This is a genomic window from Skermanella stibiiresistens SB22, assembly GCF_000576635.1.
In the GTDB taxonomy this organism is placed as follows: Bacteria; Pseudomonadota; Alphaproteobacteria; order Azospirillales; family Azospirillaceae; genus Skermanella; species Skermanella stibiiresistens.
The window spans coordinates 56,156-78,462 of record NZ_AVFL01000001.1; the positions used below are offsets into that span (position 1 = coordinate 56,156).

The 22,307-nt window shown below is 64.0% G+C and carries 17 protein-coding genes; 15 read left to right on the plus strand and 2 right to left on the minus strand.

Annotation, left to right across the window (positions count from 1 at the left end; all coding sequences use genetic code 11):
• Positions 1 to 111: 111 nt before the first annotated feature.
• The gene (gene ugpQ / locus N825_RS00285) at positions 112 to 840 is read left to right on the plus strand and encodes a glycerophosphodiester phosphodiesterase (protein ID WP_342665997.1); all 729 of its coding nucleotides are present in this window, start codon (positions 112 to 114) and stop codon (positions 838 to 840) included.
• Positions 841 to 1,011: 171 nt separating this feature from the next.
• Positions 1,012 to 2,409 carry an NAD(P)H-dependent flavin oxidoreductase gene (locus N825_RS00290; protein ID WP_037446256.1) on the plus strand — a complete coding sequence of 466 codons (1,398 nt, stop codon included), beginning with the start codon at positions 1,012 to 1,014 and terminating at the stop codon, positions 2,407 to 2,409.
• Between the two features lie 56 nt (positions 2,410 to 2,465).
• Here N825_RS00290 and N825_RS00295 read toward each other — a convergent pair whose 3' ends face one another.
• Complete coding sequence (locus N825_RS00295; RefSeq protein WP_063833565.1) at positions 2,466 to 4,424, minus strand: transglycosylase domain-containing protein; 1,959 nt, start codon at positions 4,422 to 4,424, stop codon at positions 2,466 to 2,468.
• Positions 4,425 to 4,544: 120 nt separating this feature from the next.
• Between N825_RS00295 and N825_RS00300 the strand changes: the two genes are divergently transcribed.
• From N825_RS00300 to N825_RS00335, 7 genes are all read left to right on the plus strand, one after another.
• Positions 4,545 to 4,730, plus strand: a complete 186-nt coding sequence (locus tag N825_RS00300; protein ID WP_037445825.1) for a hypothetical protein — start codon at positions 4,545 to 4,547, stop codon at positions 4,728 to 4,730.
• Between the two features lie 856 nt (positions 4,731 to 5,586).
• Positions 5,587 to 5,910: a hypothetical protein gene (locus N825_RS00310; protein WP_037445828.1), complete on the plus strand. Its 324-nt coding sequence runs from the start codon at positions 5,587 to 5,589 to the stop codon at positions 5,908 to 5,910.
• Positions 5,911 to 6,095: 185 nt separating this feature from the next.
• Entirely contained in the window at positions 6,096 to 6,662 is a 567-nt protein-coding gene (locus N825_RS00315; RefSeq protein WP_157618900.1) for a hypothetical protein, read from the plus strand.
• Between the two features lie 203 nt (positions 6,663 to 6,865).
• The gene (locus tag N825_RS00320; RefSeq protein WP_051511325.1) at positions 6,866 to 8,887 is read left to right on the plus strand and encodes an alkyl/aryl-sulfatase; all 2,022 of its coding nucleotides are present in this window, start codon (positions 6,866 to 6,868) and stop codon (positions 8,885 to 8,887) included.
• Positions 8,888 to 9,047: 160 nt separating this feature from the next.
• Positions 9,048 to 9,287, plus strand: coding sequence for a DUF3302 domain-containing protein (locus N825_RS00325; protein ID WP_037445833.1), 240 nt, complete (start codon positions 9,048 to 9,050; stop codon positions 9,285 to 9,287).
• On the plus strand, positions 9,284 to 10,219 hold the full coding sequence (locus N825_RS00330; RefSeq protein ID WP_037445835.1) for an HlyD family secretion protein: 936 nt from the start codon (positions 9,284 to 9,286) through the stop codon (positions 10,217 to 10,219). Before N825_RS00325 ends, N825_RS00330 begins: the two co-directional genes overlap by 4 nt.
• Before the next feature lie 27 nt (positions 10,220 to 10,246).
• Positions 10,247 to 11,662 carry a DUF1254 domain-containing protein gene (locus N825_RS00335; protein WP_037445837.1) on the plus strand — a complete coding sequence of 472 codons (1,416 nt, stop codon included), beginning with the start codon at positions 10,247 to 10,249 and terminating at the stop codon, positions 11,660 to 11,662.
• Positions 11,663 to 12,179: 517 nt separating this feature from the next.
• Here N825_RS00335 and N825_RS00345 read toward each other — a convergent pair.
• Positions 12,180 to 13,520 (minus strand): ammonium transporter, encoded by a 1,341-nt coding sequence (locus tag N825_RS00345; protein WP_037445840.1) that lies wholly within the window; start codon positions 13,518 to 13,520, stop codon positions 12,180 to 12,182.
• Between the two features lie 633 nt (positions 13,521 to 14,153).
• Between N825_RS00345 and glgC the strand changes: the two genes are divergently transcribed.
• From glgC to N825_RS00375, 6 genes are all read left to right on the plus strand, one after another.
• Entirely contained in the window at positions 14,154 to 15,419 is a 1,266-nt protein-coding gene (gene glgC, locus N825_RS00350) for a glucose-1-phosphate adenylyltransferase (RefSeq protein ID WP_037445842.1), read from the plus strand.
• A 14-nt stretch (positions 15,420 to 15,433) separates the two neighbouring features.
• A complete protein-coding gene (glgA, locus tag N825_RS00355; RefSeq protein ID WP_037445843.1) occupies positions 15,434 to 16,885 on the plus strand; it encodes a glycogen synthase GlgA in 1,452 nt (483 codons plus the stop codon).
• An 86-nt stretch (positions 16,886 to 16,971) separates the two neighbouring features.
• On the plus strand, positions 16,972 to 18,813 hold the full coding sequence (recQ, locus tag N825_RS00360; RefSeq protein WP_051511326.1) for a DNA helicase RecQ: 1,842 nt from the start codon (positions 16,972 to 16,974) through the stop codon (positions 18,811 to 18,813).
• A gap of 65 nt (positions 18,814 to 18,878) precedes the next feature.
• On the plus strand, positions 18,879 to 19,355 hold the full coding sequence (locus N825_RS00365; protein ID WP_037445844.1) for a hypothetical protein: 477 nt from the start codon (positions 18,879 to 18,881) through the stop codon (positions 19,353 to 19,355).
• 364 nt (positions 19,356 to 19,719) lie between these two features.
• Positions 19,720 to 21,630: a methanol/ethanol family PQQ-dependent dehydrogenase gene (locus N825_RS00370; RefSeq protein ID WP_342665998.1), complete on the plus strand. Its 1,911-nt coding sequence runs from the start codon at positions 19,720 to 19,722 to the stop codon at positions 21,628 to 21,630.
• On the plus strand, positions 21,627 to 22,304 hold the full coding sequence (locus N825_RS00375; protein WP_084164071.1) for a pentapeptide repeat-containing protein: 678 nt from the start codon (positions 21,627 to 21,629) through the stop codon (positions 22,302 to 22,304). The genes N825_RS00370 and N825_RS00375 overlap by 4 nt, the downstream gene beginning before the upstream one ends.
• Positions 22,305 to 22,307 lie beyond the last annotated feature (3 nt).

The following is a 22,307-nucleotide window of genomic DNA, read 5'->3' on the forward strand; positions in this document are numbered from 1 at the left end:
GGCATAAACGGGTCGGGGCGCACCATAGCCCGCCATGACCCGCCAAGCCAACCGCCGGCTCAACAGATCAGGGTCCCTTCCCCAATCATGCTTTCGTTTCCCCAACTCATCTTGCCAAAGACCATCGGTCATCGCGGCGCCCGGGCCTACGCGCCGGAAAACACCCTCGCGGGCATCCGGGTCGCCGCCGATCAGGGGGCCCGCTGGGTCGAGGTCGATGTCAAGCTGTCGCGCGACGGCGTCGCCATCCTGATGCATGACGACGATGTCGACCGCACGACCGACGGTCAGGGGGCGGTGGCGTCGATGGACTTCGCCGAGCTGCGGAAGCTCGACGCGGGTGTCCGGTTCGGACCGGACTTCGCCGGCGAGCGCATCCCAACGCTGGAGGAGACGCTGGCGCTGGTGTTCGAACTGGATCTGGGCATCAACCTGGAGATCAAGCCGTGCCCCGGCCGTGAGGTCGAGACCGCCCGCGTCACGCTGGAGGTCGCGCGCGCGATGTGGCCGGCGGACCGGCCACCACCGCTGATCTCCAGCTTCGAGGTGCCGAGCCTGGAGACGGCCCGCGACGTCGCCCCGGACTGGCCGCGCGGCTATCTGATCGACCGCCGCCCGGACGACTGGTCCGCCATCGCCGACCGGATCGCCGCGACGACGATCAACATCAACCAGTCCCGCGAGGACGCCGATACCATCGCCGATTATCTCGCGACCGGGCGGCCCGTGCTGGCCTATACGGTGAACGACCCCGTCAAGGCGCAAGCCCTTGTGGCGCTTGGGGTTTCGTCCGTGTTCACCGACCGGCCGCGCGACATCCTGCCGGTGCTGGGCGACTGACACGGCGACTGAACGCCCTGATTCGCGATAATTATTCGGTTGGCACTCTTCTGCGTCGTAAATTTTTCATATATGGAGGCTGTGAGGGTATGGTTGTCACCGCCGCCGGGTCGAACCGGCGCGCGGGTCGCCGTGTCCGCGAGTTCGAAGCAGCAGTTTTTGGAGGGTTCGTTGAAGGCGCTCAAGCCTTTGCTGATCTCGGGTCGGGAGGTCTTGCCGCTGGTCGAAGGCGGTAAAGGCATCTCCGTGTCCAACGGCGAGAGTTCCGGCGCCTGGGCAGCGGCAGGCGGGGTCGGCACATTTTCCGGCGTGAACGCCGACAGCTTCGATGATGACGGCAACACCGTCGATCAGGTCTACCATGGCAAGACGCGCCGCGAGCGGCACGAGGAGCTGGTGGCCTATTCGATCGCGGGCGGCATCACCCAGGCCCGGATCGCCCACGAGGCCTCCAACGGCCAGGGCCGCATCCACATGAACGTGCTGTGGGAGATGGCCGCGGCGGAGCGGATCCTCCATGGCATCCTGGAGGGCGCCAAGGGCATGGTCCACGGCGTCACCTGCGGCGCCGGCATGCCGTACAAGGTGGCCGAGATCGCGGTCAGCTACGGCATCCACTATTATCCGATCGTCTCGTCGGCGCGCGCCTTCCGCGCGCTGTGGAAGCGCGCCTATCACAAGTTCGCCGACAATCTCGGCGGCGTCGTCTACGAGGACCCCTGGCGGGCGGGCGGCCACAACGGCCTGTCCAACGGCGAGGACCCGACGGTGCCGGAGGATCCTTTCCCCCGCGTGCTGGCGCTGCGCCAGATGATGAACAGCTTCGGGCTGCAGGACACGCCGATCGTCATGGCCGGCGGCGTCTGGTATCTGCGCGAGTGGGAGGAGTGGATCGACAATCCCGACCTGGGACCGATCGCCTTCCAGTATGGCACCCGTCCGCTGTTGACCCAGGAAAGCCCGATCTCCGAGGCGTGGAAGCGGAAGCTGCTGACGCTGAAGGAGGGCGAGGTTTTCCTGAACAAGTTCTCGCCGACCGGCTTCTACTCGTCAGCGGTCAACAACCCGTTCATCCAGGAACTGCGGGGCCGCGGCGAGCGCCAGGTGGCGTATTCGGTCCAGCCGGTGGGCGAGCACGACACGGAGTTCCGCGTCGGTCCGCGGGGCCGGCCGGTCTACCTGACCGCGCATGACCGCGACCGCGCCTTCGGCTGGGTCGAGGCCGGTTTCAAGGAGGCGCTGCGGACGCCGGACGGCACGCTGATCTTCGTGACGACCGAGAAGTCGCGGGAGATCCTGCAGGACCAGATCGCCTGCATGGGCTGCCTGTCGGCCTGCATGTTCTCCAACTGGGCGCAGAACGAGGAAGGCTCGACCGGCAAGAAGGCCGACCCAAGATCCTTCTGCATCCAGAAGACCCTGCAGCAGATCAGCCACTCGGACGATTGCGAGACCCAGCTGATGTTCGCCGGCCACAACGCCTATCGGTTCGCCAGTGATCCGTTCTACTCGAACGGCTTCATTCCAACCGTGAAGGAACTGGTGGATCGGATCGCGTCGGGCGACTGACGGGGTTCCTGGCGACAACTCCGGGGCGGTACTCACCGTCCCGGAGTTGTCGCCGGTCAGTTACTTTCGGGATACGTGTACTCGACCTTGTCGCTTCCCGTCAGGTTCTGGATCAGGCGCTGGAACTGGTTCAGCAGCGGCACATCCGACAAGGGGCCGGCCGGTCCCGGGGGTGGAACCGCCTCGGATCCAGCATCCGGATCGTCGGCCACCAGCATGGGACCGCTGGGGCGGCGTGGCGCGTGGTTCAGACCGGGAATGTCGCGGGCCGGCAATCCCATATGGGCGTCGGTCATGAAGTCGCGCCAAACCCTCGCCGGCAACCCGCCGCCGGTCACCCGCTTCATCGGTTGGTTGTCGTCGTTGCCGAGCCAGACGCCAGCGACGTAATCGGCGGTGAACCCCATGAACCAAGCGTCGCGGTAATCCTGGCTGGTGCCGGTCTTGCCGGCGGCCATGCGGTCGAGCTTGGCGGATTTGCCGGTGCCGTATTCCATCACCGCCATCAGCATGCGGTTCAGCTCCGCTAGATTGGTGGGATCGATCACCGGCGTGGCTCCGGCCGAACCGCGGCGTTGGTAGAGCACCCGCCCGGCGCGGTCCTCGATCCTGGTCACCGCGTAGGGCCACACCGCCCTGCCACCGTTGGCGAAGGCCGTGTAGGCCCCGGCCAGTTCCAGCAGGGTCACCTCGCTGGTGCCAAGCGCTACGCTGAGGTCCTTGGCGACCGGCGACGTGATGCCGAGCCGCCGCGCCACCGAGCGCACGGGATCGATCCCCGTCCGTTCCAGCACCCGGATTGCCGCCGTGTTGACCGAATGGGCCAGCGCGTCGCGGAGCGGCATGGGCCCGCGGAAGCCTTTCTCGAAGTTGGCGGGCCGCCAGCCCTTGATCTGGATCGGCGCGTCGTCGACCAGGGTGTCGGCGGTCATGCCGGCCTCGAGCGCCGCCAGGAAGACGATCGGCTTGAAGGCGGAACCAGGTTGCCGCAAGGCCTGGGTCGCCCGGTTGAACTGGCTGTCGTCATAGCTGGACCCGCCGATCAGCGCCCGGACGGCGCCGTCCGGGCTCAGCGCCACCACGGCGCCCTGCTCGGCGCCGGCGGCCACGGCCGCCCCCGAGAGCGTCGCCGCCAGCCGCCGTTCCGCCGCGCGCTGGAGCCGGCGGTCCATGGTGGTGTGGACGGTGATGTCGTCGTGTTCCTTGCCGATGAACCCGACGACCTGATCGGCGACCCAGTCGGCGAAATAGCGGTCGCCGTCGCCTTCCGGTTTCCGCCGGGGTGTCGGTGGGGCGGCGCGCATCGTCTTGATGTCGTCCGGCGTGATGTAGCCGGCGTCGACCATGGCCGACAGAACGACATCGGCGCGTTCGGCGGCGCGCTCCGGGCTGGTGGTCGGCGAATAGCGCGACGGCGCCTTCAGCAGCCCGGCCAGGATGGCGGCCTCGCGCAGGTTGACCTGGGTGGCGGGCTTGTTGAAGTAGGTCTGCGACGCGGCGTCGACGCCATAGGTGCCGGCGCCCAGATAAACCCGGTTCAGATAGGCGGTCAGGATCTGGTTCTTGGAATATGTGCGCTCCAGCCAGATCGCCAGGATCGCCTCCTGGACCTTGCGGCCCATCGTCCGGTCCGGTGTCAGGAACAGGTTCTTGGCGAGCTGCTGGGTGATGGTGGAGCCGCCCTGGACAACCCTGCCGGCTTGGAAGTTGACGAAGGCGGCGCGGAGCAGGCCGATCGGGTCGATGCCGAAATGGCTGAAGAAGCGCCGGTCCTCGGTCGCCACCACGGCATGGATCAGGTTGGGTGGCAGGTCGGCGGCGTTGACCGTCGTGCCGTGGATGTCGCCATAGCGCTGGATCGTGGCGCCATCCGCCGCCAGCACGGTCACGGCGGGCCGGCGTTCCGCCTGCGCCACCTGGGACACGTCGGGGAGATCGTAGGCGTACCAAGCCACCACCGCCGCCACGGCGACGCAAACCCAGATGACGCCCACGGCGGCCCAGCCGCCCAGCACCCGGAGGAGTGGCCGGCGGAGAAACGGCGGCCGGTCACCACCGCCGCGGCTTGGGGACTTCTTCCGGGAAGATCGGTCATCCGGTCGTTCAGGTGGTTTTCTCAAGGTGATCGTTCAGCGTTGCCCATTGACACCAACACGATGCCTGATCAACGCGGCGATTTCACGGCATTATCCGCCGATCCTTCGATGGAGTCTGAAGAGTTGACGGTGATGCCGGCATGGCTCGGGCTGGGGGAGTTGTCTTTCAACATGGATAAAGAGGAATCCGGGATGGACACTGAACCAAAAAGCATTGATAAATAATAAGGTATAAATAATTATAGAAAGAGCGGTGAAATTATCTAGAAATTTCAAACGTTGGTCGGAAAGGATGGCTGACGCCGTGTAAGGGCGTGGCGAACCTCGGTTACGTTAGGACGCCGCTACTCGACGGCGCGTGGGGTTTTTTTACGATGATATTGTTAGCGCTGGGGAAACGCAGGATGACGCACTGGTCAATGGCAATGGACTGCGGCTCGATCAGGATCGCCTCCAGCGTCACACAGCCAATGGGCAAGCCGTGGCATTGGGTTCTATCGCAGCTTTTCGCGCGAAGGCGGATTGTGTGGAACGCCGAGTTCTGAGCGAGAGCAACGGCCAAGAGCGGGCTTCGGTTCAAGGGTCGTCAGTTCACGTCTGAGGTGATCCTGTGGGCCATGCGCTGGTACCTGCGGTTTGCGATCCCCTATCATGATCTTGGTCTGATTTGCTTGATCTATCCGCGCCGCATCAGAACACGAAACAGTTTTGCCATAAAGTTAGTTTTAATATTTATTTTTTCCTATTAATTTTCCTCTCACTATACATATCATTGTTATCGTGTATCATGGTTCTCATATGCATTATGAACAGCGAGTTTAGAAGTTATTGAAATTGAGGGTGTTCTTTAGACTTATCTATTAACTTTAGGTTTGGTCTAACCTGAAATTTCCTTTTCCAAACATTTCTTTTTGTGTCCATATATGAACAACAATAAGATGTTGGACGCACATTAGTATTGCGAACCACCCGTGTGCGGCGTCGAAGGTGAAGGTTCGCTGGGAAAGTTTCTGGTTCACCTGGAGAGGACGTTGTGAGATTAATCCACGCTCTTGTTCCAATCGCCGTACTCATTCTCCCCATGCAGGTTGTCGAGGCACAACTGTTGTTCGGCGACCGCTTGGGTGAGGCTCATTACAAAGGTGATGACACAAAGATCATCATGCAAGTCAGCTCTGATATGTTGGGCAGCGCGCCAGACGGAGAAACCCGTTCCTGGTCAAATCCCCAAACTGGCCATTACGGCGACATCACGGTCATCCGCACCTACAACATGACTTATAATAAGAAAAGCCTGCCGTGTCGCGATACCAGAGTGGTTGGCATGTTGGCTGACAAGAAGGTCGTGTACGTCATTCCTCTATGCCGAGTGGATGACGGAAGTTGGAAAATGGCCGCGCGTTAGTTTCAAAGTAGGATCTCGGTGCGATAGATTTTCGCTTCTGAATACTGATGATTATCCATGCCCATAGAAAAATTATTCTTATTCATAGCATGAGAGGTCCTTTCTGGCATGAGCTTCCAGCGCTCCGCTAGTTTGCTGGTCCCCAAAATCGCCGCGACCGCGCGGCTTCGCAGGGAGTAGCCTCCGTGAACCGCAAGAGTCATATGACATGTCTCATTGGTATCTCCACGCTCCTGGTTTCCGCCTGCTCGCAGACGGAGAACATGGCCAAGCCTGTTGTCGCGGCCACCGACACCATTCAAACCCAAGCCACAGTGATCGCGATCAACCGTCCCGAGCGTGAGGTTGTGCTCCGTGGCCAGGATGGCACGACGATGGGGTATGCCCTGGACGAGCGCGTGCGTAACTTCGACCAGATAGAAGTTGGTGACGTGGTGACAGCTCAGTACTACGAATCCATAGCGATCGCGGTGGAACCGGCGACGGGAAAGCCGACGATTAAAGACACAAGCTCCGACCAGCGCGCCCCACTCGGCGATAAGCCGGAAGCCAACAACCTGCGCATCCGCGAACTGACCGCGATGGTCGAGGACATCGACTACTCCAATCGCTTGGTCACCCTCCGCGGACCGTCAGGCCAGATCCGCAAGGTCAAAGTCGGACCGGATGTCACGAACCTGGAAGCCGTCAGGCGGGGTGACCAGGTGCGGGTCCGTCATACCGAGGCCATTGCCGTTGCCGTCACGGAATAGCGGCCGGCGGGCAACGGCATCTCCAGCCAAGGTAACGGGATCATTGGCGAGCATCTCAGGACACTTGCCGAGTATCCGCCTGTGCAGCGCGGGTCGTCCATCGACATGACCAACGTTGTGCAGGACTTCCTGCAAAGAGCCAAGCAATAAGTTCAGGGCAAAACGGACGGTTCACACTTTGAACCTCTTCTCGGGAGGCCGTCATGAAGTTCAGCCGCAGGGATTCCATTGGTCTATTTGCGTCCGCGGCCGTCGTGCCGTTGACGATGCAACTCGCCCAGGCACAGACCGCCACCCCGGTTGGTGCGGAAGCCGTCACGTCGGGCGGTGCAGCGCCCAAGCCGGCGACCGAGGCGACCAAGGCGGCCAACCGTGCCGTGCAGGAGTACCTGAACTTCAAGGATCGCGAGGATTTCGAGAACGCCACGCGTGATTTGATCGCAAGGCCGGACACGTTGACGATCCGAGGTGCCGATGGCCAGGTCGTCTGGGACCTCGAGGCGTACAAACAGTTCATCGATCTCGACAAACCGCCGCCGGACACCGTAAATCCGAGCCTGTGGCGCAATGCGCAACTCAACATGCAATACGGTCTTTTTCGCGTTCATGACCGCATCTTCCAGGTGCGGGCTTACAACCTCGCCAACGTTACCTTCGTCCAGAGCGATGCCGGTTGGATCATCCTTGATGCCGGCAGTGACTTCGAGAGCACCAGGGCAGCCTATGACCTTGTCAATCAGCATCTTGGGCAACGGCCCGTGCTGGCGGTCGTCTACAGCCACAGCCACGGCGACCACTACGGCGGTGTGCGTGCGCTCGTTGACGAGGCAGACGTTGGCGCGGGTAAGGTACAAATCCTCGCCCCGGAGCACTTCACCGAACACGCGATCAGCGAGTTCGTGATCGCCGGCAACGCCATGGGTCGGCGTGGCATTTACATGTACGGACCACTCCTGCCACGCAACGCGCAAGGGGGTGTCACGGCCGGACTGGGCCAGACGGTGAGCCACGGCACCGGCGGCCTGATTCTCCCGACGAGGGAGATCAAGCAGACCGGCGAGGAAGTCGTCATCGATGGCGTGCGCATGGTGTTCCAGGTGACGCCGGGCACCGAGGCGCCCGCGGAGATGAACACCTACCTCCCGCAGTTCCGCGCCATGTGGATGGCGGAAAACACGACCAGCACGATGCATAACATCCTCACGCTCCGCGGCGCGCAGGTGCGCGATGCCTTGGCATGGTCGAAGTTCATCAACGAGACGATCGACCTCTACGGTGACGCGACGGACGTCAAGTTCCAGGCACACCACTGGCCGATATGGGGCAACGCCAGGATTATCGAATACTGGAAGAACCAGCGCGATCTGTACAAGTACATCCATGACCAGTCGGTGAACCTGATGAACAAGGGCTACACCGGCGTCGAGATCGCCAACGCGATCAAGCTGCCGCCGGAGTTGGACAAGGCCTGGTACAATCGTGGCTACTATGGCTCCCTGAAGCACAACGCGCGCGCGGTCTACCAGCGCTACATGGGCTTCTACGATGCCAATCCTTCGACGCTCGACCAGTTGCCGCCTGAGGATGCCGCCCGGAAATACGTCGAGTACATGGGTGGAGCTGGCGCGATTCTGCAAAAGGCGAAAGCGGACTTTGACAAGGGTGAGTACCGCTGGGTCGCGGAGGCTTTGAAGCATGTCGTCTTCGCCGATCCGGAGAACAAAGTCGCCAAGGAACTGCTCGCGGACACTTACGAGCAGATGGGCTACCAGGCCGAATCAGGTCCGTGGCGCTCGATTTATCTGCAAGGCGCGCTTGAGTTGCGGCGCGGTGTTCCGAACGCAGGCGAGATCGAAACGGCGGGGCCGGACACGGTCAGGGCAATGCCGCCGGAGATGACGTTCGATTATCTTGCGGTGCAGCTCGATGCCGACAAGGCGGCAGGCAAGAAGCTGTCGCTGACGATGGCTTTCAGCGACCTCGGGGAGTCGTATGCGCTGTTTGTCGAGAACCGCGTGCTCAACTACTCCAGGAAACCGGCCACGACGGATGCCAGGCTGACGCTCAACAAGGCGACGTTGGATCGGCTGCAATCGGGTCAGATGTCGGTCGAGCAAGCACTCACGTCCGGCGACATAAGGATCGACGGCCGCCGGGAAGCGGTGTCGGAATTCGCCGGTTTGTTCGAGAAGCCCCCGTTCTGGTTTGCCATCGTCACGCCCTGAGCCCAGGAGACCCCCATGGGGATCTGAGTTGCTGGCGGGCGCTGCCATCCTGCCGACCGCTTCGCCGGTGGCGAAACGCGCTGATCGCGCCAGCGTGCCCGCCCAAGGGCGGCTTCCATGATCAAGCTTCGGTTCCCGGCACAGGATTGACACGGTCATCATGCCCTTCATCGACATTTTCGCCTGGATTGTCCTGATCGTTCTCGTCGTGACAATCGTAGCCGTCGTCGCGGCGCTCGGACTGATGCCGGGTCGCATCGCCCGCAGGCGCGGCCATCCCTGGGCGGAGGCGGTGACGGTCGGGAGTTGGGCCACCTTGGTTTTCGGGTTCGTATTCTGGCCTCTGGTATTGATCTGGGCCTACGTCGATGTGCCGGCCCGGCGGGAGCCGCCGCGATGATCGTTGTCCTGCTCAATTCCTACATCGCACTGCTGGCCCTGTTCGTCTGGCTCCGGTTCATTCCCCTGAACACGTTTTGGAAGCTGTCGCCGGTCCTCGTGCTGTTCGCTCTCCTCGTCGGCCTGTTCATCCCGATGGGCTGGGGTGCGCCTTCGGGACCGGTGGCGGTGATCCGCAACGCGGTCCAGGTCATTCCCTCCGTGTCCGGGGAGGTGACCGATGTGCCGGTCGTGGCGAATACCCCTTTGAAGGAGGGGGATGTGCTGTTCCGCATCGACCCGACCACCTACAAGGCGGAAGTCGATGCCATCGAGGCGCAGTTGCGTTTCGCCGAGTTGCGCCTGTCCCAGTTCGCGGAACTCAGGAGCCGGGACACGGGGCGGTCCTTCGACGTGCAGCAGCGGGAATCCGAGGTCGAGCAACTGCGAGCCCGGCTCGACGGCGCCAAATGGAACCTCGACAGGACCAGCGTGCGGGCACCGGCCGATGGCTATGTCACCAATCTGGCCCTGCGCAAAGGGGCTCGCGTCACCGCCCAGACCCCGGTAATGGCCTTCATCGACACGTCGGAGACTATCCTCGGCATGGAAGTCCCACAGATCTATGCGCGCTATGTCGAGGCTGGCCAACCTGTGGAATTGACGTTCAAGCCCTTGCCGGGTGAGATCTTCACCGGGCGCGTCGAGGCGGTATTACAGGCGCTCGCGACCGGGCAGATCCAGCCTGGCGGCCTCGCTGCCGCGCCGTCCGAGATCCAGGCGGCGCCCTTCGTCGTTCGGGTTCGCCTTGACGATCACGAAGCGGCACGCCGCCTGCCGGCCGGCAGCGTCGGGGCCGCTGCGATTTTCACCGATCATATACGAGCGGCCCACGTCATCCGTCAGGTCTTGCTGCGGCAGACGGCGATCCTGAACTACCTGAACCCATTCTGACCGAGATCGCGGAAACCGGAGGAAAGCATGAGGAGATGTGTTCTCGCCGCCCTCGCCTTCATCGTCTTGGCGGCACCCGCGCATGCACAGGTCCCGTCCGGCGAGGATCTTGACAAGCGCCAGATTCACCGCCGGGCGGTCGAGGCCGTGATCTGGGGTATGCCCGCGGTCAACTACGACCTGATGCTCCAGGCCGCCCTGAAGGCAGGCGCAAAGGAGAACCAGATCGTCTACTGGTCGAACTTCCTCGATTGGAAAAACCAGACGCTCACCCCGAACCCCACCACGATCTACCTCATGCCCTTCATCGACATGAAGGATGTCGGCCCGGTGGTGGTGGAGGTTCCAATCGCCGAAGGAGGCTCGATCACCGGGACCATTTTCGATGCCTGGCAAGTGGCCCTGGAGGATGTCGGTCCCGCTGGTGCCGACAAGGGCAAAGGCGGCAAGTACCTTATACTTCCCCCAGGCTATGGCGGCAGGGTGCCTGACGGTTACATCGTGCTCCAGTCCGGTACCAACATGGCCGGCGCGCTGCTGCGGTCCAATGTCAGCAGCGGCTCCGCCGCCGACATAGCCAAGGCGGTGGCCTACAGTAAGCAGATCAAGCTCTATCCGCTGTCCAGCGCGGTTAATCCTCCACCGACAGCTTTCGTCGATGCGATCAGCGTCGAGTTCGACAGCACGATCCCCTACGACATCCGTTTCTTCGAGTCCCTTGGCCGTTTCGTTCAAAGGGAGCCGTGGCTGGAGCGGGACAGGGTCATGATCGACCCGCTCAAGTCGCTCGGCATCGAACAGGGCAAGCCGTTCAAGCCCGGCGACGAGACGCGCGAACTTCTGAATCAGGCCGCCACCGAGGCCCATGCCCTGCTGGATCGCGGCTATGAGGCGCTGTTCTCACCCTATTACCCGAATGGACAGTGGGCGCTCCCACTTGCCCATGAATTGACCGAGGGCCTATCGAACAACTTCGCCAAGTCCGGAGTGTATCCCACGGATACCCGAGGCGTCTTTTTCTCCATGGCGTTCTCCAGCGTCAAGCACTTGGGAACAGGCCAATTTTATCTGGTGGCGCTTCATGACAGGACGGGCCAGCCGTTCGACGGCGGCCAAAGCTATCGGCTGACGGTGCCAGCGGATGTGCCGGCTCAGCTCTACTGGTCGGCTACAGTCTATGATCGCACCACCCACGCCTTGATCCGGAATCAGACGTGGCCCTCCCGTGGCTCGACGACGCCTGGACTTCAAGTGAACGGCGATGGCTCGGTCGATCTATTTTTTGGCCCAAGTCCACCCGCCGGCAAGGAATCGAACTGGATTCCCACCCAGGCCGGCCGCGGTTGGGAGGTGATGATGCGCTTCTACGGACCGCAGAAGCCGCTTTTCGACAAGACATGGCGCCTGCCGGATGTCGAACGGTTTATGGCGAACTCCAACTGAGTGAGGAATGTTTTCCGGTCACCGTCGGCACTTCGTTCGTACCAAGACGGACATGCACTTCGACAATATGCTGAAACAGGTCGAGTAGCCCGGTTTCAGCTTCTCGGCGTGTCTGATAAGACCGCTCGACACGGTCCTGTTGCAAGATTTTGCTTGAGACAAAACTCCCGCGATTTTAAGCCATTTCTGGGCGGGCATGTCGAACAAAGAACTGATCAAGGTTTCCTGGCGACGATGTCGTTAGCGCCGATCGCTTTTACCTATTCTTTTCTCATCACCGCCCAGGTTTCATCGTTCCAGCGTGCGCCACATGGTTCGGAAGCTCTTGAAACCATGGCCGGGACGGACCAGCCGCTCCGACACGCCGTGCTCCCGCGGCATCAGCCCAAGATCATGGTAAGGGATCGCAAACCGCGGGTTCCAGCGCCTGGCCCACTGGATCAGCCCAAAAAAGAAACCGCCGCCGGGAAGGTCCCGGCGGCGGCTGGTCATTGGGTCGTTCGTCAGGTGGGGACGATCAGTGGACCGCCTCGCCGTGCAGGGCGAGGTCGAGGCCCTCGCGCTCGACGTCCTCGCTGACGCGCAGGCCGATGACCACGTCGATCACCTTCAGCAGGATGAAGGAGGCGACGGCGGTCCAGACGATGGTGGCGGCGATGCCCCAGATCTGGGTGACGACCTGACCGCTGTTGCCTTCCAGCAGGCCGATCGCGGCGCTGCCGCCGATCGCCTCCTTGGCGAAGACACCCGTCAGGATGGCGCCGACGATGCCGCCCACGCCGTGCACGCCGAAGGCGTCCAGGCTGTCGTCATAGCCCATCATGTGCTTGAGGCCGGTGGCACCCCAGAAGCAGATGATGCCGGCGACCACGCCGATCACCAGGCTGCCGCCGACATCGACGAAGCCCGAGGCCGGGGTGATGGCGACCAGACCGCCGATGGCGCCCGAGATGATGCCGAGGACGCTGGGCTTGCCCTTGCCGATCCATTCCGCGAACATCCAGGCCAGGGCGGCCGACGCGGCGGCGACCATGGTGACCAGCATCGCCATGCCGGCGCGGCCGTTGGCGCCACCGGCGGAACCGGCGTTGAAGCCGAACCAGCCCACCCACAGCAGCGAGGCGCCGATCAGGCTGAGCACGAGGTTGTTCGGGACGAAGTGCTCGGTCGGATAGCCGCGGCGCTTGCCGATGACTAGGGCGGCGACCAGACCGGCGACGCCCGCGTTGATGTGGACGACGGTGCCACCGGCGAAGTCGAGCACGCCGTCGGCGAACAGGAAGCCGTTCGGATGCCAGACCCAGTGGGCGATCGGCGAGTAGACGATGATCGACCACAGGCCCGAGAACACCAGCATGGCCGAGAACTTCATGCGGTCGGCGAAGGCGCCGGTGATCAGGGCCGGGGTGATGATCGCGAAGGTCATCTGGAACATCACGAACACCGATTCGGGGATCGTGAAGGGAACCGGCGTCTCGGTTCCGACGCCGAGCGAGAACGGCGCGCTCATGTCCATCCCGGCCATCAGGACCTTGGAGAAGTCGCCGAAATAGGCGCCCCCGTTGCCGAAGGCGATGCTGTATCCGACCACCACCCAGATCACGGCGACGAGGCAGCAGATCGCGAAGCTCTGCATCACGGTGGCCAGCAGGTTCATCTTGCGGACCATGCCGCCGTAGAACAGCGCCAGGCCCGGGATGGTCATCATCAGGACCAGCGCGGTGGAGGTCAGCATCCAGGCGGTGTCGCCCGTGTCGATGGTGGGGGCATCGGTCTGGGCCAGCGCGCCGGCCGGCAAGGCGACCGCTCCCAGTATCGCCGCAAGCAGCGGAACAGCGAAGGCAAACAGACGGCTCATTCTAGACACATCCTCTCGATCAGTTCGGCACGGCCCGCTTGATCTTATGGATCCGGTCCAAGGCCACCCTGGGGTGGGGCGGTCCGGGTCCTGACCTTGACGACGGGGCCTGATCCTTACGACGGGTTCTGGCGGTGGGCCTCGGCGGAACGGCCGACGCCCTTCGTCCTCCCGCTGTTTCAAGATCCGTGCCGCTCGAAAAATGAGCAGTTGCGGGCGGAACCAGAAAAACCCAAGCGTAAGGGCAGGGCACCGCCTCCGAGTCGCTTGATGGCTTTGCTTAAAAAATAGGCGGTAAACACGAGGTCCAACCCAACCGCTTATCCCGCAAACAAAGGACCAGCGGTGGTTCGACTTTGTCATAATTCGATCCTAATGCGGTTGACCGCGAAAGTCAGCCCAAAAATTGTGCATTTCTTGGACGCCATCGGCGATCCTCCCCTTAATCGGCACCTCGTTGGATTGGCCCACGACGGCGAAATGTGGCAGGGTGGCCGCAAGGATGCGTCCGGGATGGTCCGGGAGGGATGGTGCCGCCCCGATAGGGTGGGAATCCGGGCCGTGTCCCAAGTAAGGGCATTCCAGGAAGGGCCTTGGACAAGGGCTCCCAAAAAGGGTCGAGGAGAACCCCACGTGGCTATCGAACGTGAACTGCGGCTCGCACCACGCCGCGCCATAGCACTGGTGCTCGCCGGCGGGCGGGGCAGTCGCCTGAAGCAGCTCACCGACCGGCGCGCCAAGCCGGCGGTTCATTTCGGCGGCAAGTTCCGCATCATCGATTTCGCACTGTCGAACTGCATCAATTCCGGGTTCCGGCGGATTAGCGTCATCACCCAGTACAAGTCGCACAGCCTGCTGGTCCACCTGCAGCGCGGCTGGGGCTTCCTGCGCGGCGAGATCAACGAGTACGTCGATTTCCTGCCGGCCCAGCAGCGGATCGACGAGACGTCGTGGTATCAGGGCACCGCCGACGCGGTGTACCAGAACCTGGACATCCTGCAGAGCCGCGGCGCGGAGCACGTCCTGATCCTGGCCGGCGACCACATCTACAAGATGGATTACGCCGCGATGCTGTCGTGGCACATCAGCCGGGGCGCCGATGTCACGGTGCCCTGCGTCGAAGTGCCCCGGATGGACGCCACCGGCTTCGGCGTCATGCATGTCGACGACCACGATCAGGTCGTCAGCTTCCTGGAGAAGCCCACCGATCCGCCCGCCATCCCGGGCAAGCCGGACAAGGCGCTGGCGAGCATGGGCATCTATGTCTTCAATGCCAAGTTCCTCTATGACCAGCTCAAGCGCGACGCGGCGGACCCGACCTCCAGCCGGGATTTCGGCAAGGACCTGATCCCCTACCTGGTGCCGCGCGCCAAGGTGATGGCCCACCGGTTCCAGGACAGCTGCATCCACAGCCAGCCCGACGCCGAGCCGTACTGGCGCGACGTCGGCACGATCGACGCGTACTGGGAGGCCAACCTGGACCTGACCAAGGTGACGCCGGATCTGAACCTGTACGACAGGCAATGGCCGATCTTCACCTATCAGGAGCAGTTGCCGCCGGCCAAATTCGTGTTCAACAACGACGATCGCCGCGGCATGGCGGTGGATAGCCTGGTGTCGGGCGGCTGCATCATCTCCGGCGCCCAGATCCGCCAGTCGCTGCTGTTCAGCTCGGTCCGCGCCAACTCCTATTCCAGCCTGACGGAGGCGGTCGTGCTGCCCGACTGCGACATCGGCCGGCACGCCCGGCTGACCAAGGTGGTGGTCGATCGCGGCTGCCGTATACCCGACCATCTCGTGGTGGGCGAGGACCCCGACCAGGACGCCCGCCGGTTCCACCGAACCGACTCGGGGGTCACCCTGATCACCCGCGAGATGCTCGCCCGGCTGGGCGCCTGAGAGGAAACCGGATCATGCGCGTCCTCCATGTCGCCTCCGAAGTCTATCCGCTGATCAAGACCGGGGGGTTGGCCGATGTCGCGGCGGCCCTGCCGGCGGCCCAAATCAAGATCGGCGTCGACGCCCGGCTGCTGGTGCCGGGCTATCCCGCCGTGCTGGACAAGCTGGCCGACCTGAAGCCGGTCCGCACGCTGGCGGACCCGTGGACCACGGGCGGCACCGTGCTGATGCTGGGGCGCACGCCCGACGGCGTGCCCTGCTATGTGGTCGACGCGCCGGAGATGTACGGCAGACCAGGCAACCCCTATCTGGGGCCTGATGGCCGGGACTGGCCGGACAACCACCTGCGCTTCGCCCTGCTCGGCTGGGTCGCGGCCTGGCTGGCGGGTCCCGACGGTGGCTGGCGCTGGCGGCCGGATGTCGTCCACGGCCATGACTGGCAATCGGGACTGGCCCACGCCTACTTGGAGTTACGGGGCGGACCGCGTCCGGCGACGGTGCTGACCATCCACAACATCGCCTATCAGGGGCTGTTCCCCGCCAGCCTGCTGGGCGAACTCCAGCTGCCAGCCTCCAGTTTCGATGTGGACGGACTGGAATATCACGGCCAGATCGGCTTCCTGAAGGCCGGGCTGTACTATGCCGACAGGATCAGCACGGTCAGCCCGACCTATGCCGACGAGATCCAGTCGATCGATGGCGGCTGGGGGCTCCACGGCTTGCTGGCGTCGCGGGCTCCCGATCTGTGGGGCATTCTCAACGGCGTGGATTACGACGTCTGGTCGCCAGCGGTCGATCCGGCGCTGGTCCAGCGCTATGATTTCGACACCCTGGACGACAAGCGGATAGACAAGACGGCCTTGCGGGAGGAGTTCGGCCTGCGGCAACGCGACGACGCGCCGCTGTTCGGCGTGGTCAGCCGGCTGACGCCGATGAAAGGCTTCGATCTGCTGCTGTCCGCGATCCCCGCGCTGGTCGAGGAGGGCGCGCAGTTCGCCGTGCTGGGCAGCGGCGAGGGATGGCTGGAGGACGGCTTCCGGTCGCTATCCGAACGCCACGCCGGCGATGTCGGGGTCTTCGTCGGCTATGACGAGCCGCTGTCGCACCGGGTCCAGGCGGGGTGCGACGTCATCATGCTGCCGTCCCGCTCGGAGCCGTGCGGGCTGATCCAGCTCTATGGCCTGCGCTATGGCACATTGCCGCTGGTCCGCCGGGTCGGCGGGCTGGCCGACACGGTGGTGGACGCCCAGGATTGGGCGATCGACCAGGAGCGCGCCACCGGCTTCGTGTTCGACCAGCCGACGGTGGAGGAACTGCTGGCCGCCTGCCGCAGAGCTCTGGAGCTGTGGCGGGATCAGGCGCGCTGGCGCTCGGTCCAGCGGGTCGCGATGCGTCAGGATTTCTCGTGGACGGCCTCGGCCAAGCGCTATCTCGACATGTACCGGTCGGCTTACCCCGATGAGTGAGACGGAATATTATCCGGTTCACAGCGGGGGGCCATCCGTGCAATTCATGCGGCCTGTTTAACCGAACCCGAAAAATCGTCGAGATATTGAGCCAGGTCCTCACCAGGAACGGCCGGGACAAGGCGCTGGAAACGCTTCAGCGGGTCTACGGCTACGACGCCTTCAGGGGTCAGCAGGCCGGCATCATCGACCATGTGATCGCCGGGGGCGACGCGCTGGTGCTGATGCCGACCGGCGGCGGCAAATCGCTGTGCTTCCAGATCCCGGCGCTGGTGCGTCCCGGCATCGCGGTGGTCGTCTCGCCGCTGATAGCGTTGATGCGCGATCAGGTCGACGCCTTGCGCCAAGTCGGGGTCAACGCCGCCTACCTCAACTCGTCGCTGGACTGGCGCGACGCCGCCGAGGTCGAGCGGCAGGTGGCGCAGGGCGAGCTGGACCTGATCTACGTGGCGCCGGAGCGGCTGGTCACCCCCCGTTTCCTGGAATTGCTGGAGCGCAGCCGGGTCTGCCTGTTCGCGCTGGACGAGGCGCATTGCGTCTCGCAATGGGGTCACGACTTCCGGCCGGAATACCTGCAGCTCTCGATCCTGCACGAGCGCTTCCCGACGGTGCCGCGCGTCGCCTTGACCGCGACCGCCGACGAGCAGACCCGCGCCGACATCCAGGCGCGGCTGAACCTGGGTGACGCCAAGGTCTTCATCGACAGCTTCGACCGTCCCAACATCACCTACCGCGTGGTGCCCAAGCAGGAGCCCCGGCGCCAGCTGTGGTCGTTCATCCAGACCCACCACGCCGAGGACGCCGGCATCGTCTATTGCCTGAGCCGGGCCAAGGTCGACGACACCGCCGCCTGGCTGGCGGCGCAGGGCCGCGATGTCGTGCCCTATCACGCCGGCCTCGACGCCCAGACGCGGGAGGCCAACCAGGATCGCTTCATCAAGGGCGAGGGCGTCATCGTGGTCGCCACCGTCGCGTTCGGCATGGGCATCGACAAGCCCAACGTGCGCTTCGTCGCCCATGTCGACCTGCCCAAGAGCATGGAGGCGTATTATCAGGAGACGGGCCGGGCGGGCCGCGACGGGCTGCCGGCCGACGCCTGGATGGCCTATGGCCTGTCCGACGTGGTCGCGATGCGGCAGATGCTGGAGTCGAGCGAGGCGCCGGCGGAGGTCAAGCGGGTCGAGAAGCACAAGCTGGAGGCCCTGATCGGCTTCTGCGAGACGGCGGAATGCCGGCGGCAGGTGCTGCTGAACTACTTCGGCGAGGTGCTGCCGGCGCCCTGCGGCAATTGCGACACCTGCCTGGAGCCGGTCGAGACCTTCGACGGCAGCATCGTCGCCCAGAAGGCGCTGGCCGCCGTCTATCGGACCGGCCAGATGTTCGGCACCGGGCACCTGATCGACGTGCTGCGCGGCACGGTGACGGAGAAGATCACCAAGTTCAACCACGACCAGATCAAGACCTTCGGCGTTGGCTCCGACATGACCAAGCAGGAGTGGGGCTCGGTCTATCGCCAGCTGGTGGCGGCCGGATTCCTGAAGGTCGATCACGAGGGCTATGGCGCGCTCCACCTGACCCAGGCGGCCGGGCCGGTGCTGAAGGGTCAGCAGGGCATCCGCCTGCGCCGCGACAACCAGGCGGCGGTCAAGAAGTCGCTGCGCGCCCAGCGGGGCGCCAAAGGCGGCGCGCCGGCGGCGCTCAGCCCGGCGGACGACGATCTGTGGCACAAGCTCCGGGCGTGCAGGATGGAGCTGGCGCGGTCGCAGGGCGTGCCGCCCTATGTCATCTTCCATGACAGCACGCTGCTGGAGATCGTCCGCGTCAAGCCCCGCGACGCCTGGCGCCTGGGTCAGCTTCCCGGGGTCGGCACCAGCAAGCTGGAGCGCTACGGCGACGCCTTCCTGGAGGTCGTCAAGCGGCACGGCTGAGGCGGGGTGGTGCGGCGCGAAGGTGCGGCCAAACGCCCGTTTCGGCTGGTCCCGGGGTGTGTACGATGGCGTGCGTCGCGCGTGTCACCGTCACCTTGGAAGCCGTCATGAGCGATTACAAGCGGAAGCTCGAGGAAATGAAGAGGATCCTGGCGACGGACGACGACTTCGGCCGCGTCTACCGGATCTTCTTCGACGATGTGGTCACCGACCGGGCCTTCATGGCGCTGGGCGAGAAGAACCAGAGCCCGCTGCTGCGGGCGACGCTGAGGATCATCGGCGAGGACCTGCTCGGGACATCCTGCCGGGTCACGGGCCTGCGGCTGATCAAGCTTGGCCGGGACAAGTTCGTCCATGGCTGCTGCGACATCAACGGCCACCCGACGACGCTGATCTACTTCGAGGACATCGACATGGGCATGACCGCGATGATCCGCGACATGGCGACCATGGTGGTGACCTATAGCCGCGTCTCGACCCTGGTGATCAAGGACCCGGGACGTGGCGCTATTCCGGTGCCGGGCACCGCCGCGCGGCATTGATGGAAAGCGGTCCCTCCCGATCTCGATCGGTGACGGGATGTTTGGGTACGGGGAATAAGATGCCGATTGATTGCCAATAATTCCCGATTTTGAGCAGGAAGAAAAAGAGTAAATCGCGAAGACTATTGGTCTTGTTCTTTGGTCCTATTGATGGATCATGATGTCGGTTACATCATCGGCTCACTCACCAGCGGATGACAAAAAGATTGGTTCAATAGGTACCCAAGTATCTTTAGCGATCATGGACTCGTGTGGGGGATTTTTTCTTCAATCCCCAGCGGTGACTCCATTTTCGCCTTGAGGATGCCTGTCAGCCCGTCGTCCGGACCGACCATCAAAAATGAGCATTTCAGGAGGAACGTTGATGTCCAATCGATCGATGTGGCGATTCGACGCCGCGCGGCCGCCGCTCGCGGGTACGGCAGCCTTCGCCTTGCTGGGCTTTCTGGCGGCCGCGTCTCCGGTCGCGGCCGGGCAAGGTGGCTTGGTCACGTGGGACGACATCGCGAAGGACGCGGAAACCCCGGAAGACGTCCTGATGTATGGCGCCGGTCTCGAAGGCAAGCGGTTCAGCCCCCTGGATCAGATCAAGAAGGCCAATGTCGCCAATCTGGTCCCGGCATGGTCGTTCTCCTTCGGCGACGAGAAGCAGCGCGGCCAGGAGACCCAGGCCCTTGTCCATGACGGGGTGATCTACATCACCGCGTCGTATTCGCGCATGTTCGCGCTGGACGCCAAGACCGGCAAGCGGCTGTGGGCCTTCTCCGCCCGCCTGCCGGAGGACATCCGCCCCTGCTGCGACGTGGTCAACCGCGGCGCCGCGATCCATGGCGACAAGGTGTTCTTCGGCACGCTGGACGCCGCGATCGTGGCGCTGGACAAGAAGACCGGCAAGGTGGTCTGGCGCAAGAAGTTCGCCGACCACAAGGTCGGCTACACCATGACCGGCGCGCCGACCATCGTGAAGGACCAGAAGACCGGCAGGGTGCTGCTGATCCACGGGTCGTCCGGGGACGAGTTCGGCGTGGTGGGCCAGCTCTTCGCCCGCGATCCCGACACGGGCGAGGAGGTCTGGATGCGGCCGCTGGTCGAAGGCCACATGGGCAGGTTGAACGGCAAGGACAGCACGCCGACCGGCAATGTCGAGGCGCCATCCTGGCCGCGCAAGGCCGACGGCACCATGGTGGACGCCTGGAACCATGGCGGCGGGGCGCCGTGGCAGAGCGCCACCTTCGACACCGCGACCAACACCATCGTGATCGGCGCCGGCAATCCCGCGCCGTGGAACGGCTGGGCGCGCTCGCCCGGCGACAGCCTGTTCACCTCGGGGCAAGCCTATGTCGATCCGAGCACCGGCGAGCTGGTCGGCTTCTACCAGCACACGCCGAACGACACGTGGGACTTCTCCGGCAACAACGAGATCATCCTGTTCGACTTCAAGGACGATCGGGGCAAGACCGTCAAGGCGGCGGCCCACGCCGACCGCAACGGCTTCTTCTATGTGACGGATCGGGAGAAGCTGGCCAAGCGGGGCGGCGAGATCAACAAGCCGACCGCGCTGATCGGGGCGTGGCCGTTCGTCGACGGCATCACCTGGGCGAAGGGCATCGACGTCAAGACCGGCCGCCCGATCGAGGCCGGGAACCAGCGCCCGCCACTGCCCGCCGAAGGGGAAACCAAAGGCAAGGCGGTCGAGGTGTCGCCGCCCTTCCTGGGCGGCAAGAACTGGAACCCGATGGCCTACAGCGAGTCGACCGGGTTGTTCTATATACCGGCCAATCACTGGAAGGAGGACTACTGGACCGAGAAGGTGACCTACACGCCGGGTGCCGCGTATCTGGGCATGGGGTTCAGGATCAAGAAGATGTTCGACGACCATGTCGGCGTCCTACGCGCCATGGACCCCAAGACCGGCAAGATCGTCTGGGAGCACAAGGAGGAGCTGCCTCTTTGGGCCGGCGTCCTGACCACCGCCGGCGATCTGGTGTTCACCGGCACCAGCGAGGGCTTTCTCAAGGCCTTCGACGCGAAGACCGGCGAGGAGGTCTGGCGGTTCCAGACCGGCTCGGGGATCGTCTCGTCGCCGATCACTTGGGCGCGGGACGGCGTGCAGTATGTCGGCGTCGCGTCCGGTTATGGCGGCGCTGTTCCCCTGTGGGGCGGCGACATGGCCGACCTGACCACGCGGGTGACCCAGGGCGGGTCGTTCTGGGTGTTCAAGCTGGCCGACATCAAGGTGTCGAGCGCCGCCCAGCCAGCGGCGAAACCCCAATGACCGGCGGCTGGGCCGACTTGAACGGCCGCTCCGTCTTGGCGCGGTCCGTGATGGCCGCCGCCCTGGCGTTCATGGTGTCCGCCGCCCCGGTCCGGGCCGCCGATCCGTCACCGCTCGCGGTGACGGAAAGCGGGGAAACCACGGGTGGGGAAGCCGGGACCGCGGACGCCGCCTTCGACCCGGTGGTCGGAGGCTGCGTCATCGGTCCCCGGGTCGAATGCCCCGGCGCCGACATGCGGCACGGCAGGCTGCGGGATTCCGATCTCGCCGGAGCGGATCTGAGGGGCGCCAATCTGGCGCGCGCCGACCTGCGCCACACCAACCTGCGCGGCGCCAATCTGGCCGGAGCCAACCTGGATGGCGCCGACCTCCGCTTGGCCTTCATGCAGGGAGCCAACCTGAAGGGGGTGACCCTGCGGGGCGCCAACCTGGAGTTCGCGCGGGCCAGTGGCGCCGACCTCAGCGGAGCCGACCTGACCGCCGCCAATCTTGAAATGATCAGGGGCGACCGGATGCAATTGGTCGGAGCCCGGCTCGTCAACACCAACCTCCAGGAGGCCAAGCTGTACGAGGCGAACCTGAAGGACGCCGTCATGGAGGGGACGCGGAACACATACGCGATCTTCCAGGACGCCTTCATGGAAGGGTGCCGGGGCTGTCCGTTCGACTGGTGAGGC

Bases quoted from the DNA above. Each gene is read 5' to 3' on its own strand.
- N825_RS00310 (WP_037445828.1), top strand. From the start codon at position 5,587: ATGCAGGTTGTCGAGGCACAACTGTTGTTCGGCGACCGCTTGGGTGAG.
- N825_RS00320 (WP_051511325.1), top strand. From the start codon at position 6,866: ATGAAGTTCAGCCGCAGGGATTCCATTGGTCTATTTGCGTCCGCGGCC.
- N825_RS00325 (WP_037445833.1), top strand. From the start codon at position 9,048: ATGCCCTTCATCGACATTTTCGCCTGGATTGTCCTGATCGTTCTCGTC.
- N825_RS00330 (WP_037445835.1), top strand. From the start codon at position 9,284: ATGATCGTTGTCCTGCTCAATTCCTACATCGCACTGCTGGCCCTGTTC.
- N825_RS00335 (WP_037445837.1), top strand. From the start codon at position 10,247: ATGAGGAGATGTGTTCTCGCCGCCCTCGCCTTCATCGTCTTGGCGGCA.
- N825_RS00345 (WP_037445840.1), bottom strand. From the start codon at position 13,520: ATGAGCCGTCTGTTTGCCTTCGCTGTTCCGCTGCTTGCGGCGATACTG.
- glgA (WP_037445843.1), top strand. From the start codon at position 15,434: ATGCGCGTCCTCCATGTCGCCTCCGAAGTCTATCCGCTGATCAAGACC.
- N825_RS00365 (WP_037445844.1), top strand. From the start codon at position 18,879: ATGGCGTGCGTCGCGCGTGTCACCGTCACCTTGGAAGCCGTCATGAGC.
- N825_RS00370 (WP_342665998.1), top strand. From the start codon at position 19,720: ATGTCCAATCGATCGATGTGGCGATTCGACGCCGCGCGGCCGCCGCTC.
- N825_RS00375 (WP_084164071.1), top strand. From the start codon at position 21,627: ATGACCGGCGGCTGGGCCGACTTGAACGGCCGCTCCGTCTTGGCGCGG.